The sequence below is a fragment of the Microbacterium phycohabitans genome (assembly GCF_032464935.1).
Classification (GTDB): domain Bacteria; phylum Actinomycetota; class Actinomycetes; order Actinomycetales; family Microbacteriaceae; genus Microbacterium; species Microbacterium phycohabitans.
The window spans coordinates 106521-121231 of the sequence record NZ_JAWDIT010000003.1 but is presented as its reverse complement, the minus strand read 5'-3'; the positions used below and the strand labels follow the sequence as shown (position 1 = coordinate 121231).

The following is a 14711-nucleotide window of genomic DNA, read 5'->3' as shown; positions in this document are numbered from 1 at the left end:
CACGCCGTTTCACGCGACAACGGAACGGTGTGTCTTGGGCACTCGACATGCCAGAGCGGTGCGCGAGACGGCGGCTGAGCGCGCTGGCGCGCGTAGGCTCGGGGGATGGCATCCGTGCGCTACGTCGCGATCGGCGACTCGTTCACTGAAGGGGTCGGCGACGAACTGCCCGACGGAACCGTTCGAGGGTGGGCCGATCTCGCCGCACAAGGGTGGGCGGATGCCGCGGGGGAGCCGATCCAGTACGCGAACCTGGCGATCCGCGGCAAGCTCATCGAGCCGATCGTCGCCCAGCAGCTCGAACCGGCGCTCGCACTGAAGCCGACGCACCTGTCGTTCAATGGCGGCGGGAACGACATGCTCCGGCCGCGGACGGGTATCGGGCGCATCGTGGACCTGTTCGATCACGTCATGCGGCGCTGCGATGAGGAGGGCGTGCAGCTCATCGTGCTGTCCGGGGCCAACCCGTCGGCGGGTCTTCCGCTCGGCGCGCTCATCGAGGCCCGCGGCGACCGCCTGTCTCACGCGGTCGAGAAGCGCCTCGAGAAGCGCCCCGACGTAATCACCGCGTACAACTGGTTCGACCGCGAGTTGGCGGGCGGGGAGTTCTGGTCGGTGGACCGTCTGCACATGAACGCCCGGGGCCATCATCGGGTCGCCGCCCGCGTGATCGAGTCCGTCGGTCTCACGCCGCCGGGGGAGTGGTGGCACCTGCGGGAGATCCCCGAGGTGGAGCGGCTGAAGGGCTCGGCCTACTATCGCGAGCACGTGGGGCCGTGGGTCCGTCGGCGCCTCAGTCGCACCTCCTCGGGCGACGGGCGTGAACCGAAGTTCGGCGGCGGGTGGGTCACGCTCGAACCGGTCTCCGGACGGTGAACTCGCCGCGACGCGACGGAACACCCCTGTCAGAGCTCTCCCATGGACGAGGGGGAGACGAAGGCGATGATCGGTTCGCTCATCCCGGAGGACCTCTCGGAGATGACACGGTCGGCGGCATCCTCGACATCTGACCGAGCCTCCCACCGCGTCAGCCCGGAGGCGGTGTCGAGAGAATCCCGCACACCCCGCTCATCACCGACAGGAGCAGGATGGGCGTATGACTCTCGCTCTCGTCACCGGCACCTCCAGCGGCATCGGCCTGCACACGGCCATCGGACTCGCGAAGGCCGGCGTATCGGTCATCGCCACCGTCCGCGACACCTCACGCGCTGACGCCCTGCGCTCCGCGGCATCCGAAGCGGGGGTCGAGCTCGACATCCGCTCCCTGGAGGTGACGGATGCCGCCGCCGCTGAGGCCCTGATCGACGCCATCGGCCCCGTCGACATCCTCGTCAACAACGCCGGGCGTGGCGCCGTCGGCACGCTCGAGCAGCTGTCGGATGCCGATCTCCAGGCGCAGCTGGACACGAACTACCTCTCCGTCGCCCGCCTCACGCGCCTCGTGCTGCCGGGCATGCGCGAGCGCGGGCACGGACGCATCGTCACGGTCACCAGCGTCGGGGGAGCGGTCGGCCAACCGTTCGCCGACGCGTACTGCGGAGCGAAGTTCGCCGTCGAGGGGCTCATGCAGTCGCTGGCGCCGGTCGTGGCGCCGTTCGGCATCGACGTCGCGATCGTCGAGCCGGCGGCGGTGGCGTCGTCGTTCACCGACTCGGTGCACCGCGCCCCGGCCGGGCCGTACGCCGAGCTGCAGCAGGCCTATCTCGACCGCACGGCCGCGTCGTTCGCACAGGCGCAGTCGGCGGAGGATGCCGCGAAGACCGTCGTGGAGGCGGCGACGACGTCGGAGCCGCGGTTCCGGTGGCAGACGTCGGAGGCCGCGGTGCGGTTCGCCGGCCTGTCGCTCGGTGATCTGGACGGGTCACGGGTGATCGGGGTGACGTCGGGGTGGATCCGCTGATCGTGCCCGTGCCCGGAAGTACCCGGGTCTGGCTCGACACCTGGGAGTGGGCGTGCTGCGGCGAGCCGTTCGAGGTCGGCGACGCGGTCGATCTGCTGATCGCGACGCGCGCCCCGTCGCCGCGCTTCGTCGAGGGCGTCGGACCCGAGCTCGCCGCCACGGTCGACGCGATCGAATCCCATCACCAGGAGACCACGTCGACGCCGGAGGATCGGGTGCGCGGTCGGGTCCACGCCATCCACGGGGTCGCCCAGGACCACGTCGAAGTCCGCCACCTGCGGCGTCCCGGCTTCGGCGCGCCCCCGGATGCCGAGATGCCCGCGGAAGGGGAGGAGTGGCCGTTCAGCGGCCGCGATCTGGGCAACGGGTTGCTGATCGGGTCCCGGCCGTCGAAATGGATGATCGAGAGCGTTCCGATCCCCGGCGCGGTGACCCTCGTGCCGAGGGAACGCGTCCCGCGGAAGGCGACGGGAGAGGAGGGGAGTGAGGCGCCACCCGTCGAGGACGCAGAACCCCCGGCCGAGCGTCGCACCACGTTCGTCGTCGCGTGGGTGGTCGATGTCGTGACGGAGGGGTCTGAGGAGTAGAGACACCGCAGGCCGGTTGCACTCGCAACGTCCCTGAGGTTGCCTGGACACATGGCTCTCGTTCTCTCGACGACGTTGCTCCTGCTCGGCGCCACCGCCTTTCTCGGCTCGGTGCTGGTCGTGACCACGGCCTCACCCGACGAACGATTCCCGGCGTGGTCGAATCCGACCACGCGCCGCGGGGCGAGTATCGGACTCCGGCTGCTCGGAGTGGTACTCGTGATGCTCTCGATCACGTGGGGGTTGGGCGCGAGCGTCGGCCCGTGGGCGGGCCTATCGCTCGCGGCGGCATTCGCCCCCGCCGTCACGGCGGTTGTCGCGCACAACCGCGCGGTCGGTCGACGCGAGAGGATCCGCGGGGCGGCGTGCTTGGGCTGCGAGCTCGCCCGAGAGGAGGGCGGGATGGATTCAAACTGACATAATGTGCATTATCGGCGTGCGCGCACAAGAGCCCTAGAGCCGCAGGGACGCCCCATCCGCCCAGCGCACCGCTCAGCCGAACACCTCCGCCAGGAACGCCTTCATCGCGGCCCAACTGCGCCGCTCCGCCGTCGCCTGGAACTGCGCGCCCTGTTCGGGGGCATCGGCATCCGGAAGCGTGAATGCGTGCATCGCGTTGGCGTACGACACGAGCTGCCAATCCACCGACGGAGCCGTGCGCAGGTCGTTCTCGAATGCCAGCATCGCGTCGTCGGGCGCGACGGGGTCGGCGGCTCCGTGCAGCACGAGCACCTTGGCCGTGATCTGCGACGCTTCACCCTCGGGCCCGGTGAGGAGGCCGCCGTGGAAGCTCACGACGGCGTCGACGTCCGCGCCGGTCCGCGCGAGTTCCAGAACCGACGATCCGCCGAAGCAGTAGCCGATCGCCGCGGTGCGCGCGGCATCGACCGACGGCTGCGCGCGCAGGTACGCGAACGCCTCTGTCAGTCGCTTCCGCCACAGCGCACGATCCTGGTAGAAGCCACCGGCGACCCCGGCGGCATCCTCCGGCGCAGGCCTCACGTCGGCGCCGTACAGGTCCGCGGCGAAAGCGGTATACCCCAGCCGTGCGAGCATGTCGCAGCGCATGCGCACGTAGTCGGTCACGCCGAGCCAGTCGTGCACGACCATGACCCCCGGGTGTCGTCCCTCCCCTGCCGGGCGCGCGAGGTATCCGCGGTACTGAACGCCGTCGGCGGTGTAGTCGAAGTCGCCCGATTCGATTCCGGATGCCGGGAGGGGTTCACGGTCGAGGATCGCGGTGAGGTTCGGGGCGTAGATGTCCATTCCCCGCACGGTAGACCGTCGAGATACGGATCGGCCGGGTCTTGTGCGCGGGTCGTCCCCTGACCAGCGCGGCATCGCGCCCACCACGTCGCACCCACCGCCGCTCCCCCGCTACGCTCGAAGCGATGATCCCCCGCAGCGCTCCCTCGAAACGGCCGAGCGCGTGAGCGGCATCCTCACCGGGTTCGCGGTCGTCGGGCTCGCGGTGGTCGTGGGCTACATCATCGCCCGCATCGATCTGCTCGGCCCCCACGCCCGCCCCGTACTGAGTCGGCTGACGTTCTTCGTCCTCTCGCCGTTCCTGCTGTTCACGGTGCTCGCGCAGGCGGACGTCGCGACGCTGTTCTCGGCACTCCTGCCGGTGTCGATGATCACGGCCGCGGTCATCATCGGCGTCTACGCGCTGGTGTCGGCGCTGATCCTGCGCCGTCGCGTCGGCGAGACGGTGATCGGCGCCCTGTCGGCGGGTCAGGTGAACAGCAACAACATCGGCATCCCGATCTCGCTCTACATGCTCGGGAACGCCGCGTACTCGGCCCCGGTGATCCTGTTCCAGCTGCTCGTTCTCATGCCGATCGCCCTGGCGATCCTGGATGCCGCGACCTCGGGCTCGCGCAACCTCACGCGGATCCTCGCGCAGACGGCGAAGAACCCGATGCTCATCGGCTCGGCGCTGGGCGTGCTGGTGGCGGTGCTCGACGTCGACCTGCCGCCGATCGTCTTCGACCCCCTGCACCTCATCGCGGGCGCGTGCGTGCCGGTGCTCCTGATGTCGTACGGCATGTCGCTGTACGGCCAGCGCGTGCTCACCGAACCCGGCCGCCGCCTCGACGTCGTCATCGCCTCGGTGCTCAAACTCGTGGCGATGCCGGCGCTCGCGTTCCTCGTCGCGACGCTGTTCGGCCTGCCGGCGGACCAGGTCTTCGTGGTGGTCGTGCTCGCGGCCCTGCCGACCGCGCAGAACGTGTTCAACTTCGCCCAGCGCTACGGGGTGGGCGAGATCCTCTCGCGCGACGTGGTGTTCATCTCCACGGTCGGATGCCTCCCGGTGCTGTTCGCGGTGGCGCTCCTTCTCGACCACTCCCCCGCGTGACCGCGCACGACGGCGCGTTGGCGGCAGTTTCACCTTCGGGTCTAAGGTGAGCACTGTTCTCAGCTTTCACTCAGAAAGGCTCGCCATGCCGTCTTCCACCACGTCGAATCCCGCCGTCGGAGCCGTCCGCACCGCCCTCGCCGTCAGCGGTGCGCTGTCGCTCGTGATCGGTCTGCTGATCCTCATCTGGCCGGGCCGCACCGCTCAGGTCGCCGTCGGCATCATCGCCGTCTACGTCATCATCGCGGGCCTGGTGAACATCGGCATCGGCCTGTTCTGGCGCTCGGGATGGGCGCGCATCGGCTACATCGTCCTCGGCGTGCTCTTCATCGTCGCCGGCATCTTCTCGTTCGCGAACCTGCCCGCGACCACCGCCTGGTTTGGCGTCTTCATCGGCACGCTCGTCGGCATCCTCTGGATCATCGAGGGCGTCGTCTCGCTCACCACCGCCGGCCACCAGTCGAAGGCCCGCGCGTGGACGATCTTCTTCGCGATCGTCAGCATCCTCGCCGGCATCGTGCTGCTGTTCTCGCCGCTGCTGGGCGCCGTGACGCTGTTCATCCTGATCGGCTTCTCCCTCATCGTGCTCGGCGTCTTCCAGATCGTGCGCGCGATCCAGTTCGGCAAGGCCGTCTGACAGCAGCCGGACGAGAAGGGCCCGGATGCCACGTCATGGCATCCGGGCCCTTCTCCGTCACGGTGTCGGCAGGTGGCGACTCCACCACTCGAGCACGGCATCGAAGCGCTGGACGCGATGCTGCGGACGACCGCTACGGGTGAGCTCGTGGTCTTCGCCGGGGAAGACGAGCATCTCGGCATCGACGCCGGCGCGTTTCAGCGCGGAGTAGTACCGCGTGGCCTGTTCCAGCGGACAGCGGAAGTCGAGCTCGGAGTGCAGCACGAGCGTCGGGGTGCGCACCTGTTCGACCACGGCCATCGGACTCTGGGCGGCGATCTGCGCCGGGTCGGTTCCGACGTACTCCTGGCCGAAGAACGAGCCGATGTCGCTCGCCCCGGGGAACGCCGCGGGGTCGAGGAATCCACGCTCCACGATCGCCCCCGCGAAGCGGTGGTCGTGCGCGATGATCCACGCGGTCAGGTACCCGCCGTAGGAGCCGCCCATGACGCCGGCGCGTTCGCCGTCGAGCCGCGGGTCGCCCGCGACGACGGCGTCGAAGAAGTCCATGACGTCGAAGAAGTCGAGGGTGCCCATGCGGTGGCGGATGGACCGCCCGTGGGCACGGCCGTAGCCGGCGCTCCCCCGCGGATTGCAATACAGCACCGCGTAGCCGGCATCCACGAGCACCTGGGTCTCGTCGAACAGGTGCACACCGTAGGCGGCGTACGGTCCCCCGTGGATCTGCAGAATGACCGGGAACGGCCCCTCGCCCTCGGGCATCGCGACCCAGCCGTGCACCGGGTACCCGTCGCGACCGGTCACCTCTCGCTCCAGCGGCACGACGACGCCGCGTTCGCGTACCGCGGTGCCGAAGGCGGTCAGCGCCCGCATCTCGCGCCCGTGCACCGCCACGAGTTCGCCGAACGACTCGGGTGAGGCGACGGATGCCACGACCCGGCCCGCCGCCGCGGCATGGCCGTTGACCTCGAGGTCACCGCCGAGCACCTCGCTGACGGCGCCGGTCCTCGTCACCCGCAGCAGGCGCACACGCCCGCGCGTGCGGTCCTGCACGAGGACGTCGCTGCCGTCGAACGAGAGGTGACTCCCCACCTCGCCGAGATCGATCGTCTCGGCATCCGTCATCGCGCGCGGTCCGTCGGCCTCGAGGACGAAGAGCGCGACACCGGGAGCGACGAAATCGACGCCGTCGTCGCCGACGTCGTTCGCGAGCGCGAAGACGGTGCCGTCCGGTGCGACGTCGACGGATGACACCGACAGGTTCGCCGCCGTGCTCAGCACCTCGCGTTGCGCTCCACCGTCGACGGAGACCGCTACGATCCGATCGCGCAGGTCGCGGCGCGCGGTCTCGATCACGTCGGGCACGCTGAGCAGTTCGGCGCCGTCGGTCGTCCAGACCACGCCGTTCCAGTTCGTGTCGCCGTCGGTGAGCGGCGTCGCGGGGGCGGCCACGACACGCGTCTCCGGCTTCTCGAGCGCCGGCGCGGGTTCGTAGAACGGCTCCGCGTCGGTGGAGGGCACGTCGACGACGAACAGCTGCGCCGGCCGATCGAGGTACCCGAGACCGTTCGCGTGCCACCGGATGCCGGTGATGCGGCGCGGCGGCTCGGCCGCGGCATCCCGCCCCTCGACGGTGCCGTAGCGGCCGGGCTCCGGCACGCGCGCGGAGAACGCGAGGCGTCGGCCGTCGGGCGAGAAGGCGAGGTCGGTCACTCCCCCGGGCTGGTCGGTGACCTGCACGGGCTCCCCGCCGCCGGCGTCGACGACGAAGATCTGTGCGCGCCCCCGCTCGTCACCGCGCAGGAACGCGATGACCGTGCCGTCGGGCGAGAGGCGCGGGGACCGGTCGTGCACCCCACGGGTGAGACGGCGTGAAGATCCCGCGTCCAGGTCGACCCGCCAGAGCTGGCCCACCGCCCGGTCGGCGGCGAGGTCGGGACGGGAGGTGGCGAAGACGGCGAACGCGCCGTCGGCGGAGATCGCGGGCCGACCGACCCCGATCAGAGCGTCGATGTCGGTCGGCCGCATGCTCACTCGCCCCCGAACGAACCCGTGTCTCCGACGAGGCGGGTGTTGTCGGCGGGAACCGGGTCGACGGCCGCGCGAGCCACCTCGGCCGCGAACTCCGCGACGTTGTAGAGCTTGCCGGCGTCGTCGCGACGGGCCGCGATCGCGCCCGGGTTGGCGCGCTCGAGGAGGGTCGCCGTTATGGTGCCCTCGATCATGTCGCCCGAGACGACCGTGAAGCCGATGCCGCGCTCCTCGAGCGCCGGGATCTTCTCGCGCAGGGCATCCTCGCCGGCGCGCTTGGAGAGGGCGACCGGCTCGTACTCGGGCATGGTCGGCGTGGTGCGGATGAAGTGGGCCTGGTGGCTCGTGACGAAAACGACGCGAGCGTCGTCGTTCAGCAGCGGGAGCGCCGTCTCGAGCACGTTGACCTGCGCGTCGCGGTTGAGCAGCAGGGCGTAGTCCTCGGCCATGCCCGACTCCATGCCGCCCGAGGCGTTGAGCACGAGGATGTCGAGGCCGCCGAAGGTGCGCTTCACCTCGTCGAACATCGCCTGCACCGACTCCGGGTCGGTGAGGTCCGCGCCCACGACGAGGGCCTCGACACCGAGCTCGCGCAGCTGCGCGGCGAGCTTCTCGGCGCGCGGCGCCTTGTTGCGGAAGTTGATGACGACGTTCGCGCCGGCCTCGGCGAAGTAGCGCACGGTGTCGGCGCCGATGCCGCGCGAGGAGCCGGTGACCAGGGCGGTCTTGCCGCTCAGGGAGCCGGACGGGAGGGTCTGGGACACGGATTTCTCCTGACGATTCGAAAAGCGGATGCCGCCGGCCGACGCGGGCGCACACGACGAACCTCCAGCCTATCGACCGGGATGCCGGGCCCCGGTGGACGACCCCGCCTGTGCGGACCGTGAGAACCGGCCCCGGAGCCCAAATCCGGTGCTGCGTGCCGGCCCGAAGCCGCGTCGGGCAGCTGCGTCGAGCACACGGTGATCGACCCGCCGCCGCCAAATCGGTCGCCCGCTCCACCGACTCCCCCGAGGAGGGCCCCGCCGGCGGTACGTTCGCCTCATGACGCGGCATCCGTACCTCTTCCCCGACGCCCCGCGCGTGCTCGCCCACCGCGGACTCGTGACCCCGGATGCCGCCGAGCACGGCGTGGTCGAGAACTCGTTCGCCGCGGTGGCCTCCGCGCACGCCGCGGGTGCCGCCTACGTCGAATCGGACTGCCACCTGACCGCGGACGGCGAGGTGGTGCTCTTCCACGACGACGACCTGCGGCGCGTCGCGGACGACCCCCGCGCGATCGCCGACGTGCGTCTGCACGAGCTCGAAGACCTCATGTCCGAGCGCGGCGGTCTCATCACCCTGGCGCAGGCCCTCGAGGCCTTTCCCGAGGTGCGCTTCAACCTCGACGTCAAAGCCGCCGCGGCCGCGGACGGCGTGGGGCGACTCGTCGCCCCGCACGCCGACCGGGTCCTCGTGACCAGCTTCTCCGACGAGCGCCGTCTGGCCGCTCTCGCCGCGGCCGAGGCCGCCGGGGCGGCGCAGCGTCCGGCCACCTCCCCCGGTTCGGCCACGGTGGCCCGGCTCCTCGCCGCCCTCGCGCTGCGGCGGACCCGCCGCGTGCGCGCGCTCCTCGACGGGCTCGACGCCCTGCAGATCCCCGAGCGACAGGGCCCGGTCCGCGTGGTCACGCCGGGACTCGTCCGCGCCGCTCACGCGGCCGGTGTCGAGGTGCACGTGTGGACGGTCAACGCCGAAGACGACATGGCGCGCCTGCTCGACGCGGGCGTCGACGGGCTCGTCACCGACCGCACCGATGCCGCTCTCGCCCTGGTGAACGAACGGGGAACACCGTCTGTCTGAGCATCCTCTGTGAAAGGCCCCGCGATCGTCGCCGTTCGAATAAAGCGCACAGGTGCGAGCGTTATACATGGTGACCGACGAGAGGACCACAAAATGGCAGACCGCAGTCTCCGCGGCATCCGACTCGGCGCCCAAAGCCTCCAGAGCGAAGACGGCGTCGTGTTCCACGACCGTGCACAACACACCTACAACTGCAGCACCTGCGGACGTGACACCGTCCTGACCTTCGCTGCCGACGCCGAGGTTCCGGAGTCCTGGGAGTGCCGCACGTGCGGCGCCGAAGCGCTGCTGCGCATCGGCGACGGCACCGCGACCGTCGACCACTCGGGCGACAAGGCCGCCCGCACGCACTGGGACATGCTGCTCGAGCGCCGCACGCTCCCCGAGCTCGAAGAGCTGCTCGAAGAGCGCCTCGCGTTCGTGCGCGCCCGTCGCGGCGCGGGCAACGAGAAGCTCAGCGCCTGACGTCCTGATCAGGACGTCCTGAGGATTCAGACGCCGGTCCCCTCGGGGGCCGGCGTCTTCTTTCGTGCCCGCGACCTCGCGAGCGCCGCGATCCCCGCCGCGATCAGCCCGGCCAGGCTCCCCCACCCGAGCACGATCTTCACCGCCGGGCCGATGACCACCGCGGGCGTCAGCCCCGTGCGCAGCGGCACCTCGGTGAGCATGGCGCCCGCCGTGTCGATGGGAAGCGAATCGAGCGTCGACCCATCGGGGGCGATGACCTGGCTGGTGCCCACCGTCGAGAGGTTGACGACCGAGCGGCCCGTCTCGATCGCGCGCATCTGAGCGAAGGCCAGCTGCTGCAGGTTCTCGTCGGTGCCGCGGAAATCGGCATTGTTGGTCTGGAACATGTACACCTGGGCGCCCGCGTCCGCGCCGTCCCATACGACGTCGTCGTAGATGACGTCGAAGCAGATCGCCAGGCCCACGCCGACCCCGTTCAGGTCGATCAGGGGAGTCGCTTCGCCGGGGGTGTACTCGCGCCCGATCAGTCCGATCAGGTCGGGGGCGAAGGGCTCCCAGAAGGCCCGGTCGGGCACGTACTCGCCGAACGGCACCGGATGCCGCTTGTCGTACGTCGCGCCCGTCTGGCCGTCCGCGGTCCACAGCAGGGCGGAGTTGAACAGTTCCGAGCCGCGTTCGGTCACCGCCGAGATCAGCAGCGGCGCCTCGACGCGACGCGACAACTCCTCCAGCACGGCGGACGTCGCGCCGTTGGCGGTCGGATCGGAGTCGACACCTCCCTCGGGCCACAGCAGCACATCCATCCGCTCGCCGAAGAGCGGGGCGGATGCCGCCAGCTGCGCGTTCAGCACGGCATTGCGCGCGCGCTGGTCGAAGTACCCCGCCGGACCGTTGCCCTGCACCGCACCGACGCGGAGCGACCCCGCAGCGCTCGTCGGGAACTGCGGCAGGAGCAGCAGCACGATCAGGAGAGCGGCGACGGGCAGGACGACGATCCCGCGTCGGAAGCGCCGACGCCGCACGAGCTCGATCCCCATCGCGCACACCAGCACGATCAGGAACGACAGCCCCGACATCCCCACCCACGACGCGACCTCGGCGAACGGCCCGTTCACCTGCGAGACGCCGATCCGCCCCCACGGGAAGCCTCCGTACGGCCACGAGCCGACGATCTGCTCGCGCAGCACCCACAGGCCCGCGACCAGCACCGGGAGCACGAGCGTGCGACCGAGGACCCCCGGGGCGGCCCGCGGCATCCACCGGTAGGCCAGCGCGATCGGCACCGCGAACGCCGCCGTCAGGAGCGCCTCGAGGACGAACAGCGCCGCCCAGGGGATCGGCCCGAGATACCGCGCCGTGAAGAGGAGGTTGACCGAGAAGAAGGCCACCCCGAACAGGAAGCCCACGAGCACGGCCGACCAGAACCGGCGACCGATGAGCGTGACGAGGGCCAGGGCGACGGCGGGGAAGGCCATCGGCCACCACGCCAGTGCCGGATAGGCGGTGACGAGCAGGAGTCCCGCCACCACCGAGAGCGGCGCGGCGAAGGCCAGGCGCAGCAGAGGCCGCGCGGGCGGGATCGTTCCGCTCATGCCGACGTGTACGCCACGATGCCCCGGCGCACCGCGTCGAGCGCCGAACGGGCGGTCTTGGCGAGCGGCGGTTCGGCCACGAGCGAGATCTGATCCAGCAGGTCGATCGTCTGCTTCGCCCAGCGCACGAAGTCACCCGCGGCCATGTCGGCCAGCGTCAGCACGCTGTCCAGCGGCAGACCGCGCGCCCACGCGTGCATCGCGGGGGCGAGACCCGAAGCGGGCGACTCCGATCCCGGCAGACGGTGATCGCGCTCGAGGTCGTCGAGCTCCTGCCACAGCGTCTGCGTGGCATCCAGGGCTCCCCGGAACGCCCCGCGGGGCAGACCCCGCTCCCCCGGCCCGGCTTCGTCGCGGCGCGGTTCGTACACCAGGCAGCACGCGAGCGCGGCGAGCGAGGGGGCGTCGAGACCCTCCCACAGCTTCTGCCGCAGCGACTCGGCGACGAGCAGGTCGCGTTCGCCGTAGATGCGGCGCATCGTGCGCCCCGCGCGCGTGAGCACGGTCTCGCCGTCGTCTCCGATCGAGACGTACTCGAGGGCCGCGAGTACCTCGACCACGCGATCGAACACGCGCGCGACGGTGCCGGTGCGCTGGTCGATCTGCTGGCGGGTCTTGTCGGTGGAGCGCTTGAGCTTCCAGTAGCGCTCCGCCCAGCGAGCGTGGGCTTCGCGATCGGGGCACGACTGGCACGGGTGGCGCTGCATGCGCTTGCGCAGCGACTGGATCTGCTGCTGCCGCTCGTCGCGCAGACGCCGCGGCGCGGTGGCGTCGCGGCGGTTGATCTTCTCGAGGTCGCTGAGCTCCCGGCGGATCGTGGAGTACTCGCGGAAGTCGCCGCGGTCGCACGTCATCGCCTTCTCGTAGCCCTCGAGCGACTCTTCGGCATCCTTCACCTGCCGCGCCAGACCCACGACCGAGCGGTCGGCCTGGAACTGCGCGAACGACGACTCGAGGATCTCGCGCGCGCGGGCGCGTCCGAACTGGTCGATGAGGTTCACGGCCATGTTGTACGTCGGCCGGAAGCTCGAGTTCAGCGGGTAGGTACGGCGCGACGCGAGGGCGGCGACCGACTGGGGGTCGAGCCCCTCGGTGAACTGCACGACCGCGTGGCCCTCGACGTCGATGCCGCGGCGGCCGGCGCGGCCGGTCAGCTGGGTGTACTCCCCCGAGGTGATCGCGACGCGGGCCTCGCCGTTGAACTTCTCGAGCTTTTCGAGCACGACGGTGCGCGCGGGCATGTTGATGCCGAGGGCGAGCGTCTCGGTGGCGAAGACGACCTTGACGAGCTTGCGGCGGAACAGTTCTTCGACGACCTCCTTGAAGGCCGGGAGGAGCCCCGCATGGTGGGCCGCCATGCCCCGCTCGAGGTTGTCGCGCCACTCCCAGAAGTGCAGCACCGCGAGGTCTTCGTCTTTCAGGGTGAAGGTCAGCTCGTCGACGATCTGCCGGATCTCGACGCGTTCCTCGGCCGAGGTCAGACGCACGTTGGCGCGGCGCAGCTGCTGCACGGCCGCGTCGCACCCGGCGCGGCTGAAGATGAAGAAGATCGCCGGGAGCAGGTGATTGCGCTGCAGCAGCTCGACGACCTCGGGCCGGTCGATGCGTTCGATGCGGGGTCCCTGCTGGGCGCGCAGCGGCTTGTGTCCGCCGCGTCGCTGGTGCGCGTGGCGCGGTCCCCCGGCGTGCCGCGCGGAGCGGTACTCCTGCGCGCGACGGTTGTTCTCGTACCCGCCGGCGTTGCCGCCGCGGATGCGCAGCAGCTCCTGATTGACCTGGGCGGTGGCGACGCCGGCACGATCGTCGAACAGCGGCAGCAGGTCGCCGCGCACGAGCACGTGCTGCTCGAGCGGAACCGGGCGCGTCTCCGACACGATCACCTCGGTGTCGCCGCGGACGGTGTCGAGCCAGTCGCCGAACTCCTCGGCGTTCGATACGGTCGCCGACAGCGACACGAGCTTCACCGACGGCGGGAGGTGGATGATGACCTCTTCCCACACCGCGCCGCGGAAGCGGTCGGCGAGGTAGTGCACCTCGTCCATGACGACGAACCGCAGCCCGCGCAGCGCCGGCGAGTCGGCGTAGAGCATGTTGCGCAGCACCTCGGTGGTCATCACCACGATGCGCGCGGAGGCGTTGATGTTGGTGTCGCCGGTGAGCAGGCCGACCTCGTCGTCGCCGTACACCTCCTGCAGCTCGTGGAACTTCTGGTTCGACAGCGCCTTGATGGGGGTGGTGTAGAACGCCTTGTCGCCCGGCTCCAGCATGGCGAGGTGGATCGCGAACTCGCCGACGATCGTCTTGCCGGCGCCGGTGGGGGCGGCCACCAGCACGCTCCGCCCGTCTTCGAGGGCATGGCATCCGGCGATCTGGAAGTCGTCGAGATCGAACCTCTGCATCTCCGCGAAGTCGGCGGTGTGCGGGTGCGACGAGCGGGCGCTCGCGCGGGCGAAACGCTCCGCGGGACTCGGGGACGTCACGCGATGGGCCCGGCCGGCAGACCCGCGGCGGCCGCCACACGAGCGCGGCGGCGGTCGAACAGCATCGACACCCCGGCCGCGGCGAAGAACAGCACCACCAGGATGCCGGCGAGCATGACCATGCTGACGATGTCGGCCGCGGGGGTGGCGAGGGCCGAGAACACGGTCGCGATGAGGATCGCGACGCGCCAGCCCTTCAGGATGGCCTTGCCGCTCATGACCCCGGCGACGTTGAGGGCGACGAGGAACACCGGCAGCACGAACGAGACGCCGACCACGATGAGCAACTTGAAGACGAAGTCGTAGTAGTCGACGGCGCTGTAGAAGTTGACTCCGCCCTGGGGGGTGAAGCCCCACATGAGCTCGATCACGTGCGGAACGATCAGCAGGCCGACCCAGCAGCCCACGAAGAACAGGGGCACCGCGGATGCCACGAAGCCGACGGTGTAGCGGATCTCCTTGCGCGTGAGGCCGGGCATGATGAACGCCCAGATCTGCCAGAGCCAGACCGGCGCGGACAGGAAGATGCCGATCGAGAAGGCGATGCGCATGCGCAGGTCGAACGCCGAGGTCACCGAGGTGAAGTTCAGTGCCGAGAAATCGTCGCCTCGCCGCGCCGCGATCTCGCGGATCGGCTCGGTGATGAGGTGGATGATCGGGTCGGTGATGATGAACGCGACCACCATGCCGACGACGAGGGCGAGAGCCGCGATCATCAACCGCTTGCGCAATTCGACCAGGTGCGCCCCGATCGACATGCGCTTATCGCGCCGCGGCTCCTCGGGGAGGTCGATCCGCGGCGATCGTGCCGTCGC

The 14711-nt window shown here is 70.4% G+C and carries 15 protein-coding genes; 8 read left to right on the top strand and 7 right to left on the bottom strand.

The window, feature by feature from the left end; all coding sequences use genetic code 11:
* Positions 1 to 105: 105 nt before the first annotated feature.
* A complete protein-coding gene (locus RWH44_RS09175) occupies positions 106 to 876 on the top strand; it encodes an SGNH/GDSL hydrolase family protein (RefSeq protein ID WP_316004354.1) in 771 nt (256 codons plus the stop codon).
* Between the two features lie 29 nt (positions 877 to 905).
* On the opposite strand, the gene RWH44_RS09170 is transcribed toward RWH44_RS09175, so the two are convergent.
* Positions 906 to 1061, bottom strand: coding sequence for a hypothetical protein (locus RWH44_RS09170; RefSeq protein WP_316004353.1), 156 nt, complete (start codon positions 1059 to 1061; stop codon positions 906 to 908).
* 35 nt (positions 1062 to 1096) lie between these two features.
* On the opposite strand from RWH44_RS09170, the gene RWH44_RS09165 reads away from it, so the two are divergent.
* Genes RWH44_RS09165 through RWH44_RS09155 form a run of 3 tightly spaced genes read left to right on the top strand, consistent with a single transcriptional unit; the run spans position 1097 to position 2904 of the window.
* Complete coding sequence (locus RWH44_RS09165; protein ID WP_316004352.1) at positions 1097 to 1900, top strand: SDR family NAD(P)-dependent oxidoreductase; 804 nt, start codon at positions 1097 to 1099, stop codon at positions 1898 to 1900.
* Positions 1901 to 1908: 8 nt separating this feature from the next.
* Positions 1909 to 2487 (top strand): DUF6578 domain-containing protein, encoded by a 579-nt coding sequence (locus RWH44_RS09160; RefSeq protein WP_316004351.1) that lies wholly within the window; start codon positions 1909 to 1911, stop codon positions 2485 to 2487.
* Between the two features lie 51 nt (positions 2488 to 2538).
* Positions 2539 to 2904 (top strand): hypothetical protein, encoded by a 366-nt coding sequence (locus tag RWH44_RS09155; RefSeq protein WP_316004350.1) that lies wholly within the window; start codon positions 2539 to 2541, stop codon positions 2902 to 2904.
* A gap of 75 nt (positions 2905 to 2979) precedes the next feature.
* Here RWH44_RS09155 and RWH44_RS09150 read toward each other — a convergent pair whose 3' ends face one another.
* The gene (locus RWH44_RS09150; protein WP_316004349.1) at positions 2980 to 3753 is read right to left on the bottom strand and encodes a dienelactone hydrolase family protein; all 774 of its coding nucleotides are present in this window, start codon (positions 3751 to 3753) and stop codon (positions 2980 to 2982) included.
* A 163-nt stretch (positions 3754 to 3916) separates the two neighbouring features.
* Between RWH44_RS09150 and RWH44_RS09145 the strand changes: the two genes are divergently transcribed.
* Positions 3917 to 4846, top strand: coding sequence for an AEC family transporter (locus RWH44_RS09145; RefSeq protein WP_316004348.1), 930 nt, complete (start codon positions 3917 to 3919; stop codon positions 4844 to 4846).
* Between the two features lie 85 nt (positions 4847 to 4931).
* Positions 4932 to 5483, top strand: a complete 552-nt coding sequence (locus RWH44_RS09140) for an HdeD family acid-resistance protein (protein ID WP_298872961.1) — start codon at positions 4932 to 4934, stop codon at positions 5481 to 5483.
* 57 nt (positions 5484 to 5540) lie between these two features.
* Here the strand turns inward: RWH44_RS09140 and RWH44_RS09135 are convergent, their stop codons facing one another.
* Both RWH44_RS09135 and RWH44_RS09130 read right to left on the bottom strand, forming a co-directional pair.
* Positions 5541 to 7511 carry a S9 family peptidase gene (locus RWH44_RS09135; protein ID WP_316004347.1) on the bottom strand — a complete coding sequence of 657 codons (1971 nt, stop codon included), beginning with the start codon at positions 7509 to 7511 and terminating at the stop codon, positions 5541 to 5543.
* Positions 7512 to 7513: 2 nt separating this feature from the next.
* Positions 7514 to 8278 (bottom strand): SDR family oxidoreductase, encoded by a 765-nt coding sequence (locus RWH44_RS09130; RefSeq protein WP_316004346.1) that lies wholly within the window; start codon positions 8276 to 8278, stop codon positions 7514 to 7516.
* A 280-nt stretch (positions 8279 to 8558) separates the two neighbouring features.
* Here RWH44_RS09130 and RWH44_RS09125 point away from each other — a divergent pair, with 280 nt between their 5' ends.
* Together RWH44_RS09125 and RWH44_RS09120 are read left to right on the top strand one after the other, a co-directional pair.
* Complete coding sequence (locus RWH44_RS09125; protein WP_316004345.1) at positions 8559 to 9356, top strand: glycerophosphodiester phosphodiesterase family protein; 798 nt, start codon at positions 8559 to 8561, stop codon at positions 9354 to 9356.
* A gap of 93 nt (positions 9357 to 9449) precedes the next feature.
* The gene (locus RWH44_RS09120; RefSeq protein ID WP_076675446.1) at positions 9450 to 9821 is read left to right on the top strand and encodes an RNA polymerase-binding protein RbpA; all 372 of its coding nucleotides are present in this window, start codon (positions 9450 to 9452) and stop codon (positions 9819 to 9821) included.
* Positions 9822 to 9847: 26 nt separating this feature from the next.
* Here RWH44_RS09120 and lnt read toward each other — a convergent pair whose 3' ends face one another.
* Genes lnt through tatC form a run of 3 tightly spaced genes read right to left on the bottom strand, consistent with a single transcriptional unit; the run spans position 9848 to position 14654 of the window.
* Positions 9848 to 11416: an apolipoprotein N-acyltransferase gene (gene lnt / locus RWH44_RS09115; protein ID WP_316004344.1), complete on the bottom strand. Its 1569-nt coding sequence runs from the start codon at positions 11414 to 11416 to the stop codon at positions 9848 to 9850.
* Complete coding sequence (locus RWH44_RS09110) at positions 11413 to 13896, bottom strand: DEAD/DEAH box helicase (protein WP_316004343.1); 2484 nt, start codon at positions 13894 to 13896, stop codon at positions 11413 to 11415. Before RWH44_RS09110 ends, lnt begins: the two co-directional genes overlap by 4 nt.
* Positions 13893 to 14654 (bottom strand): twin-arginine translocase subunit TatC, encoded by a 762-nt coding sequence (tatC, locus tag RWH44_RS09105; protein WP_316004645.1) that lies wholly within the window; start codon positions 14652 to 14654, stop codon positions 13893 to 13895. Before tatC ends, RWH44_RS09110 begins: the two co-directional genes overlap by 4 nt.
* Between the last annotated feature and the right edge of the window lie 57 nt (positions 14655 to 14711).